Raw genomic sequence first — 6,918 nt, forward strand, 5'->3', positions numbered from 1 at the left:
CGGCGTCTTGGCGGTCCGAGGCAGCGGGAGCGCCGCGGCGGCGGTCAGGCGCCGGACGTCTCCTCGGCGCCTGGTACGCCTGCCAGGTGGCCTCGGCCTCCTCCTGGGCGCTCAGCATCCGGCGCGGCTCCGCTCGGCGGTCGCCGTCGCACGGGAGGCCGCCACCGCCATCTCGTCGGCGTAGCGGATCCGTTCCCGGTCCCGTACGCGGGTGCGCTCGGCGCGTTCGATGCTGCTCGGCCGGGCTGCGTCGCTGATCCGTTCGACCAGTCGGAACGGAACCGGGACGGCCGGACGATCAGCGCGGCGACCACTGTCGCGGCCACGGCGAGCAGGACCAGCCAGATCACGGCGGCCGCGCGGCATGTCGGGCAGGACGGTGGAGAATACGGTCTGCATCACCAGCACCTCGTGGTGGAACGAAAGATGATCAACGGTTGTGCCCGACATCCGGCGGTGCGCGTCGTGACTCAGACGCGACGGGACGCGCGGCAGGGCGCCGGGTGCGGGCTGTGGGGACCGCGCCGGGGCGTACCGGAAGGGCGCCCGGTCAGGCGTGCGGCGGGCCGCGACGGGCGATGTGCGCCGGCCGGGGTCGGCGGCGGCGGCGACCTCGACGCCGGGACGCGCCCGGCGGAGTCGGCGGAAGGGGCCTCGGTGACGGCCGGGCCGGTGCCGGGACCGGTCGTCCGCGGGGTGGCGGTCGTGGCGTCGCCCGCCGTGAGATCGGCGGTGCGTGCGGCGCCGGCCGTGGCCGCCTGCCGCGCCGTGACGTGCTCGACGGCGGCGAGTCGCTCGATCGCCGCGACGTGCCCAGTCGCGACGGCGTGCGGGGCGTCTGTCGCGTGCGAGGACGCGGCGGCGTGGGCGGGTGCGGCGGCGATGCCCTGGAGGCCGGCGATCAGCACCAGACTGGCCACCGCCGTGCGGGCGATCCGGCGCAGCGTCGCCGTCCAGGTGGACGGGTCGAACGCTACGGGCAGCACCGTTTCAACCTATCGGTCAGCGGAGGATCCCGCAGCTCAAGGATCTTGCGCGTTACGTGAGCCACCACACGGGTCGGTGTGGACGGACCACTCGCGCGGGTGCGGTGTCAGTTGCCGCCGAGCACCGGCGGCGGGGCGGTGTCGCCGTCGCCCCAGACCATCTCGTCCTCGGTGAGCCAGGTCAGGCGGCCGTCGGACTCGTCGTCGCCGTGGCCGCCTCGCCCGCCCAGCACGCCGCTGCGGCCGGCCATCGCGGGCCGCCCGGTGGCGCCGCCGGTGCGCTCGGCGGACTTGCTCCCGGCGTCGACCACGAGGCCCCGCCCGGAGGTGAGCCGGCCCGTGCCGGCCGCCGAGCGGTCTCCGCGCCGGACACGCCGCCGCCGAAGCGGGCCGAGGACGCCGAGTTGGCGCCGGTGCCCGCGAGCGAGCCGGTGCTCAGCACGCCGGGGGCGCCGTAGAGCCCGCCACCTGCGCCGCCGGCGCTCATCGTCGTCGATCCGGCGCCGCCGGGACCGAAGCCCGGGCCGCCGCCGATCGTCGGGCCGCCGGCGGTGCTGGTCAGCGGAGCGGCGCCGGCCAGTGAGGTGCCGGTCGGGTCGACGGTGCCGCCGGTCGGCACCGAACCCGGAACGCCGACGCCCGGCTGGCCACCCGTCGTGCCCGCACCCGGCGTGCCCTCGCCCGGCGTGCCGCCGGTCGGGGCCGTGTGGTGCACGCCCGACGTGGTGGCGGTGGCGTTCGCGCCCGGACCGAAGCTGCCCAGGCTCGGGCCGGACGACGGCGTCTTCACCGACGGCCCGTTCTGCAGCGTCGGGTCACCGTTGCCGGTGTGGCCGGGCAGCTCGATCTCCGGCGGTTCCGGCACGACGATCCGGCCGTACGCCGAGAAGTCGTAGCCCTCGGCGAGCTTCGCCACGACCTGCACCATCCGCTGGTGCGCCTTCTCCTGCTCGGCCTTGTCCTGCTGGTGGCCGACGATCCCGCCGATCACCGCACCGGGTGCGCCGCCGAGCAGGAAGCCCTTGCCGGCGCGGAGAGCAGCTTGTCGTTGTCGTCGGTCTTCTCCGGGCTCTCCGCCTTCGACTGGGCGGCCCGCAGCTCGCTGGACATCATGTCGAGGCCCTGCCGGACGCCCGTCATGCCCTCGGCGAGGTTGCCGGAGTAGCGGACGACCATGTCCAGCCGGCGGTGGAACTCGCGCGCGGCGTCGCCGGTCCAGGTCTTCGCCAGCGCCTCCAGGTCGGCGGTGAGGTCGCGGCCGAGGTCGTCGAGCGTGCCCTTCAGCGAGGTCCACTGGGCGCTGAGCGCCTCGATCTGCTTCGGGTCGCCGGCGTTGACGCCCTGGTAGAGCTCCTCGTGCGGGACATGCTCGTAGCGCTGGGTGTACTCAGACACGCGGATCCTCCTTCGGCTGCTCCATCGCCTCGTTCAGCCCGGAGAGGGCGGCGGCGATGTCGGCCGCGGCGGCGGCGTTGCGGGCCCTCGGCGGTCGGTAGTTCGTCATGATCTTGTGGGTCGCCTCGCGGGCGGCCAGGATCGCCCGGCGCAGCCGGTCGACGTGGTTGACGTAGCTCTGGTGGGTCTCGGAGTAGCGACGGGCGTTGTCGGTCGCGTCGGTGAACGTGCCGAGGGCCGGCGGGCGGCACTGCATCTGGGTGTTGAGCTTGCGCAACACCGACTCCGCCTCGTGCAGGCGCCGATCGAGCCGCTGTGAAAGTCCTCCAAGGACAGTACGTCTACTGTCGTGCGCCCCGTCATGGCTGCATCCCCGTAGTCATCGTCGATAACCGTTCGCCGCACTCAGGTTAGTCGAAGCGGGCCAACCGGGCGACCCGTGACGGAGATCCTCCACTTCGGATCGCCCGAGGGCCGGTCAACCGCCCTGGACCTGCGCCGCCCCGCCTCCGGCCGAGGGCGTCTCGGTGGCCCCGGAGGAGTCGACGCATCGAAGTAGGTCATCGCATCCTCGCGGGACAGTGTCGGACCGGTCGGCACCAGCGCCAGCAGCGAGGCGGGTACGGCGAGCGGCTTCACGTCGCCGTACCCGAGCGCGCTCTTCGCGTCGCCCCGGCGGTGCCGAGCGGATAGCGGATGCCCTGCGCGGTGATCAGGTAGACCGTCGAACCGGCCGCCGCCTTGCCGCTCTCCCCGGCCGTGGCCTGCACCAGCACGCCCTTGCCGCCGGGCAGCAGCACGCTCTCGGCGGTGCGAACCGCGTCCCGGGCGCCCTGCCGCGCGGGCATCGGTCGCCGAGGTCAGCTCGGCCGGTGGGGAGTCGAAGACCTCCAGCGTGGTTGTCGGTGGCTGACCGGCCGGGCCGGGCCGGTAGGTGGCGCAGAGCACCGTCCGCCCCGGACGGACCTCGTGCAGCGCCGGCAACCGGGCCGGCAGGCCGTCCGCGTCCAGGCGCTGGTCGGTGAGGAGCCGGCCCGCCTCGTCGGGGTGATCTGCGTCACCTCGCCCCCGCCGCCGAGCAGCAGCAGCGCGGTGACCTCACGGACGGTCGCGAGGCCCCGCCGGGTGAGCACGTAGTACTGGCCGGCGGCCTGGTAGACCTGGCCGATCCGGGCCGGCCGGCCGGCCACTGTCAGCCCGCTCGCGCCGCCGTCCCCGGCGATCGCCGGCTTGCGCAGATCCGGGCCGACCGGCACCGCGTTCAGCAGTTGCTGCCCGACGGTCAGGTTCGTCGCGCCGGCCATCTTCAACGCCACCAGCGCCTGCTCGTCGCCGGCCACCCGCAGCCGGGAACCGCCGGTGAGCAGGTAACGCGCGTCGCTGGTCCGCACCACCACGGCCCGGTCGGTGAGCGCCGTGCCGCCGGGCAGCGCCCGGTCGATCACCAGGTGCGTGCTGGAGCGCTGCGGGTCGTTCGGATTCGGCACGTCGCACACCGACCAGGGGAGCCCGGCCAGCGACCTGCGATCCGGCAGGTCGTCCGGGGCGCCCACGATGCCGACCAGCCGCCCGCGTGGACGATCCTTGATCGACGCCTGGGACATGGTGCGCGGCTGCGCGCGCGGCGTCGTTGACGATCAGCCGCGCCGACGCGTAGTTGAGCGTCGGGCGCAGCACCCCGTCCTCGCCGAAGTAGTACGTCGCGCCGGTCTCCCGCTCGATCACCAGCGTGTTCGGCTCCAGCGGTGCGGAGTTGCTGGTGAGCTGCCCGTACGCGCCCACGCCGCCGAGCACCACCGCGGCCGCGATGACGCTGCCGAACACCGCCATGCCGAGGCGGCGCATCGGCAGGTCGTTCGTCTCCGGATCACGGAGAGCAGCGCCGAGACGATGCGGCGGGTGACGAAGCGGTACGCCTGCACCTGATCGCGGCGGGTCCGCATGACTAACCTCCGGCGGGGGTGGGTCCACGGCGACAGGTCCGAACAGCGCCGCGGGCTTCCCTACGATAAGGGGCCGCCGGGGGTGCGCCGGACCCCGTCCGCCGCCCGAACGACCGCACCCGCCCGGCGGATGCCAGGATGTCCAGAAGGGACGCACACCGATGACGCAGCTGCAGGCGCCACCCGGTCGTACCGCCACCGCTCCCGCCGTACCGGACCGGCCGGTCACCCCGGCCGACAAGCGCCGCCGGGGACGCCTCGGCCGGTCGTGGTCGGGCAGCTCGTGGTGGTGGAGTGCGCCGCGCTCGCCGTCTGGTTCGCCACCGCCGGCCCGGCGTGGCTGCTCGTGGTGGTCGCCGTCCTGGCGCTGCTGGCGGTGGCCGCGGCGTTCGCCCGCCGGGGCGGCCGCTGGTGGTACGAGGATCTGATGCTCCGCCGCCGGCTGCACCGGCGCCGTGACCGGCCCGGGGCGCGGCACCCGGTGGTGACCCGAGGCTGGCCGCGCTGGCCCCGGAACTGACAGTGGTGGAGCTGACCGAGCGCGGCACCCGGCTCGGCATCGGGCAGGACGACCGGGGCTGGTTCGCCGCGCTGGCGCTGACCGGCCGGCCCGGCGCGCCCGCCGGCTCGATCGAGGCGGCGGCGGTGGACCGCGCGCTCGCGGTACTCGCCGACTTCTCCGGCCCGGTCACCCAGACCCAGGTCGTCTCGCACACCCTGGTCTGGTACCGGCGCCCGGCGCGCCGCCGTCGGCGTACCGGACCGTGTGGGTGGCGCTGCGCCTGTCGGTGTCCGACGCGCGGGCGAGCGGCGGTGAGCCGGGGCTGGAGGACATCGCCCTCCCTCAGCGGACTGACGACTTCCCGAGCGCGCCCTGGGTTGCTGGGCCTGACCCACAACGCGTCGGTGGACCACGAGTCGTTCCGGCGGGGTCGGCGGGTTCGACGAGGCGATGGTCAAGTGGGGCTTCGAGGACCTCGACTTCTTCTACCGGGTGTTCCACTGCACGGCGCGCCGCCGGAGCTGTTCCGGCTGGACGCCGACGCGCTCTCCTACCACCTGCCGCACTTCCGCAAGACGTCGAACGGGCTCGCCTCGATGGACAACATGAAGTACTGCTGCGCAAGCATCTGCGCTACGACGTCGAGTGCTGTACGGGCTCAACACGTTCGGCCGGCACCTGGGCCGGATCCGGCTCTACGGCCAGGCGATCGAGGCGTACCGGGCCGGTGGGCTGGGCCGGCCGGACGTCCTGCCCGCGCCGCTGCGCGACGAGCTGGCGGCGAGCGTGGCGCTGGTCGTGGGCAACGGCGTGTCCGCGCTGGACCTGGCGCCGGGTCGCACACGTTCGACCACGACGCGCCGACCGGCGAGACGAACTCCCACCTGCTCGGCACCGTGCTCCAGCAGTTCAAGCCGGCGCGCTGGATCTGATCGTCAACGTCGACATGTGGCGGTGCCTGCTGCCCGAGGATCTGCCCGCGTTCCTCAACGGGGGCTGCTCAAGGCCGACCGGATCGAGCTGGTCGCCACCCGTACCGGCCCGGACCAGCGCGCCCTGCTGCCGGTGCCGCTGGTCGCCGACCTCGACTACGTGGCCGACATGCTGCGCCCGCACTTCACAGTGGCCGTCGCCACGTACGACACCGCCACGGTGATCACGCTGCGCTGAGGCACACCGCGCGGTCAGGCGGGGCGCGCCAGGACGAGGTGACGTTGTGGCCGCCGAAGCCGAACGAGTTGGACAGCACCGCGTCCACCTCCACCGCCGCGCCTTCGCGCGGATGTGGTCGACCTCCCCGGCGCGTTCCGGGTCGTCCAGGTTGTGCGTGGGCGGCAGCAGGCCGCGACGCAGCGCCTCGACCGCGATGGGCCTCGCCTCGATCACGCCGGAGACGCCGAGCATGTGCCCGGTCACGCCCTTCGTCGAACTCATCGGCGGCGGGCCGGTGTCGTACACCTCGGCGAGCGCGGCCAGCTCGGCGGCGTCCCGGCCCGGGTGCTGGTGCCGTGCGCGTTGACGTACCCGATGTCGCCGGGCACCAGCCCGGCGTCGCGGACGGCCATCCGCATGCACGCGGCCGCGCCCGGCGCCGTCGGGGCGCGGCGTGGTCGGGTGGTGGGCGTCGTTTTGGCGCCCCAGCCGAGCACGTCGGCATGGCGGTGGGCACGCGCGCGCGGCGGCGTGCGCGGCGCGTTCCAGCACGAACACCCGGCGCCCTCGCCGAAGACGAGCCCGTTGCGACGCCTGTCGAAGGGGCGGCTCGCGGCGGCCGGTCGGCCCAGCCGCGAGCGAGCGCCCGGGCGTTGCCGAACGCGTACGCGAACGTCGGGAACAGCGGCGCCTCGGCGCATCCGGCGAGCACCACGTCCGCCTCACCCGCGCGCAGGATGCGCAGCGCCTCACCGATCGACTGCGCCCGGCCGCGCACGCCGTGCCGATGGACGAGGTGTAGCGTGGATGCCGAACTTGATCGCGATGCGGGCCGCGCCCATGTTCGGCAGTGTCCCGGGCAGCATGTAGGGGCTGACCCGAACCGGCCCCCGCGCGGCGCGGCCGAGCACCTGTTCCTCCAGGGTGGACAGCCCGCCGA

General features: G+C 74.4%; 11 protein-coding genes and 3 pseudogenes. 3 read left to right on the top strand and 11 right to left on the bottom strand.

The genetic code is table 11. From position 1 onward, the window contains the following. Window positions 1–111: 111 nt before the first annotated feature. The 9 genes and pseudogenes from KSK32_RS32805 to KSK32_RS34045 all read right to left on the bottom strand — a co-directional run. Window positions 112–399 carry a hypothetical protein gene (locus tag KSK32_RS32805; protein ID WP_254188958.1) on the bottom strand — a complete coding sequence of 96 codons (288 nt, stop codon included), beginning with the start codon at window positions 397–399 and terminating at the stop codon, window positions 112–114. 71 nt (window positions 400–470) lie between these two features. After that, the gene (locus tag KSK32_RS32810; RefSeq protein WP_254188959.1) at window positions 471–986 is read right to left on the bottom strand and encodes a hypothetical protein; all 516 of its coding nucleotides are present in this window, start codon (window positions 984–986) and stop codon (window positions 471–473) included. Between the two features lie 107 nt (window positions 987–1,093). Continuing rightward, window positions 1,094–1,219, bottom strand: a complete 126-nt coding sequence (locus KSK32_RS34320; RefSeq protein WP_256451644.1) for a hypothetical protein — start codon at window positions 1,217–1,219, stop codon at window positions 1,094–1,096. Further along, complete coding sequence (locus KSK32_RS34025; protein WP_254188960.1) at window positions 1,168–1,977, bottom strand: hypothetical protein; 810 nt, start codon at window positions 1,975–1,977, stop codon at window positions 1,168–1,170. The genes KSK32_RS34320 and KSK32_RS34025 overlap by 52 nt, the downstream gene beginning before the upstream one ends. After that, the gene (locus KSK32_RS34030; protein WP_308163840.1) at window positions 1,974–2,381 is read right to left on the bottom strand and encodes a WXG100 family type VII secretion target; all 408 of its coding nucleotides are present in this window, start codon (window positions 2,379–2,381) and stop codon (window positions 1,974–1,976) included. Before KSK32_RS34030 ends, KSK32_RS34025 begins: the two co-directional genes overlap by 4 nt. Next, window positions 2,374–2,661 carry a hypothetical protein gene (locus KSK32_RS32820; protein ID WP_308163843.1) on the bottom strand — a complete coding sequence of 96 codons (288 nt, stop codon included), beginning with the start codon at window positions 2,659–2,661 and terminating at the stop codon, window positions 2,374–2,376. Before KSK32_RS32820 ends, KSK32_RS34030 begins: the two co-directional genes overlap by 8 nt. A 355-nt stretch (window positions 2,662–3,016) precedes the next feature. Then, window positions 3,017–3,229, bottom strand: a complete 213-nt coding sequence (locus KSK32_RS34035; RefSeq protein WP_254188961.1) for a type VII secretion protein EccB — start codon at window positions 3,227–3,229, stop codon at window positions 3,017–3,019. 12 nt (window positions 3,230–3,241) lie between these two features. After that, window positions 3,242–3,985, bottom strand: coding sequence for a type VII secretion protein EccB (locus tag KSK32_RS34040; protein WP_254188962.1), 744 nt, complete (start codon window positions 3,983–3,985; stop codon window positions 3,242–3,244). Window positions 3,986–4,052: 67 nt separating this feature from the next. Further along, window positions 4,053–4,226, bottom strand: a pseudogene (locus KSK32_RS34045) (type VII secretion protein EccB); the annotation flags it as partial. Between the two features lie 366 nt (window positions 4,227–4,592). On the opposite strand from KSK32_RS34045, the gene KSK32_RS34050 reads away from it, so the two are divergent. From KSK32_RS34050 to KSK32_RS34060, 3 genes are all read left to right on the top strand, one after another. Continuing rightward, entirely contained in the window at window positions 4,593–4,844 is a 252-nt protein-coding gene (locus tag KSK32_RS34050) for a hypothetical protein (RefSeq protein WP_254188963.1), read from the top strand. Between the two features lie 432 nt (window positions 4,845–5,276). Beyond that, window positions 5,277–5,435 carry a hypothetical protein gene (locus KSK32_RS34055; protein ID WP_254188964.1) on the top strand — a complete coding sequence of 53 codons (159 nt, stop codon included), beginning with the start codon at window positions 5,277–5,279 and terminating at the stop codon, window positions 5,433–5,435. Between the two features lie 36 nt (window positions 5,436–5,471). Then, entirely contained in the window at window positions 5,472–5,996 is a 525-nt protein-coding gene (locus KSK32_RS34060; RefSeq protein ID WP_254188965.1) for a hypothetical protein, read from the top strand. Between the two features lie 207 nt (window positions 5,997–6,203). On the opposite strand, the pseudogene KSK32_RS32840 reads toward KSK32_RS34060, so the two are convergent. Next, window positions 6,204–6,679 (bottom strand): annotated as a pseudogene (locus tag KSK32_RS32840) (hypothetical protein); the annotation flags it as partial. A 48-nt stretch (window positions 6,680–6,727) separates the two neighbouring features. Beyond that, window positions 6,728–6,918: pseudogene (locus KSK32_RS32845) on the bottom strand (beta-ketoacyl synthase); the annotation flags it as partial.

The sequence above is a fragment of the Micromonospora sp. WMMB482 genome, assembly GCF_019038635.1.
GTDB lineage: Bacteria > Actinomycetota > Actinomycetes > Mycobacteriales > Micromonosporaceae > Micromonospora > Micromonospora marina.

Bases quoted from the DNA above. Each gene is read 5' to 3' on its own strand.
- KSK32_RS32805 (WP_254188958.1), bottom strand. From the start codon at position 399: ATGCAGACCGTATTCTCCACCGTCCTGCCCGACATGCCGCGCGGCCGC.
- KSK32_RS34035 (WP_254188961.1), bottom strand. From the start codon at position 3,229: ATGCCCGCGCGGCAGGGCGCCCGGGACGCGGTTCGCACCGCCGAGAGC.
- KSK32_RS34040 (WP_254188962.1), bottom strand. From the start codon at position 3,985: ATGTCCCAGGCGTCGATCAAGGATCGTCCACGCGGGCGGCTGGTCGGC.
- KSK32_RS34055 (WP_254188964.1), top strand. From the start codon at position 5,277: ATGGTCAAGTGGGGCTTCGAGGACCTCGACTTCTTCTACCGGGTGTTC.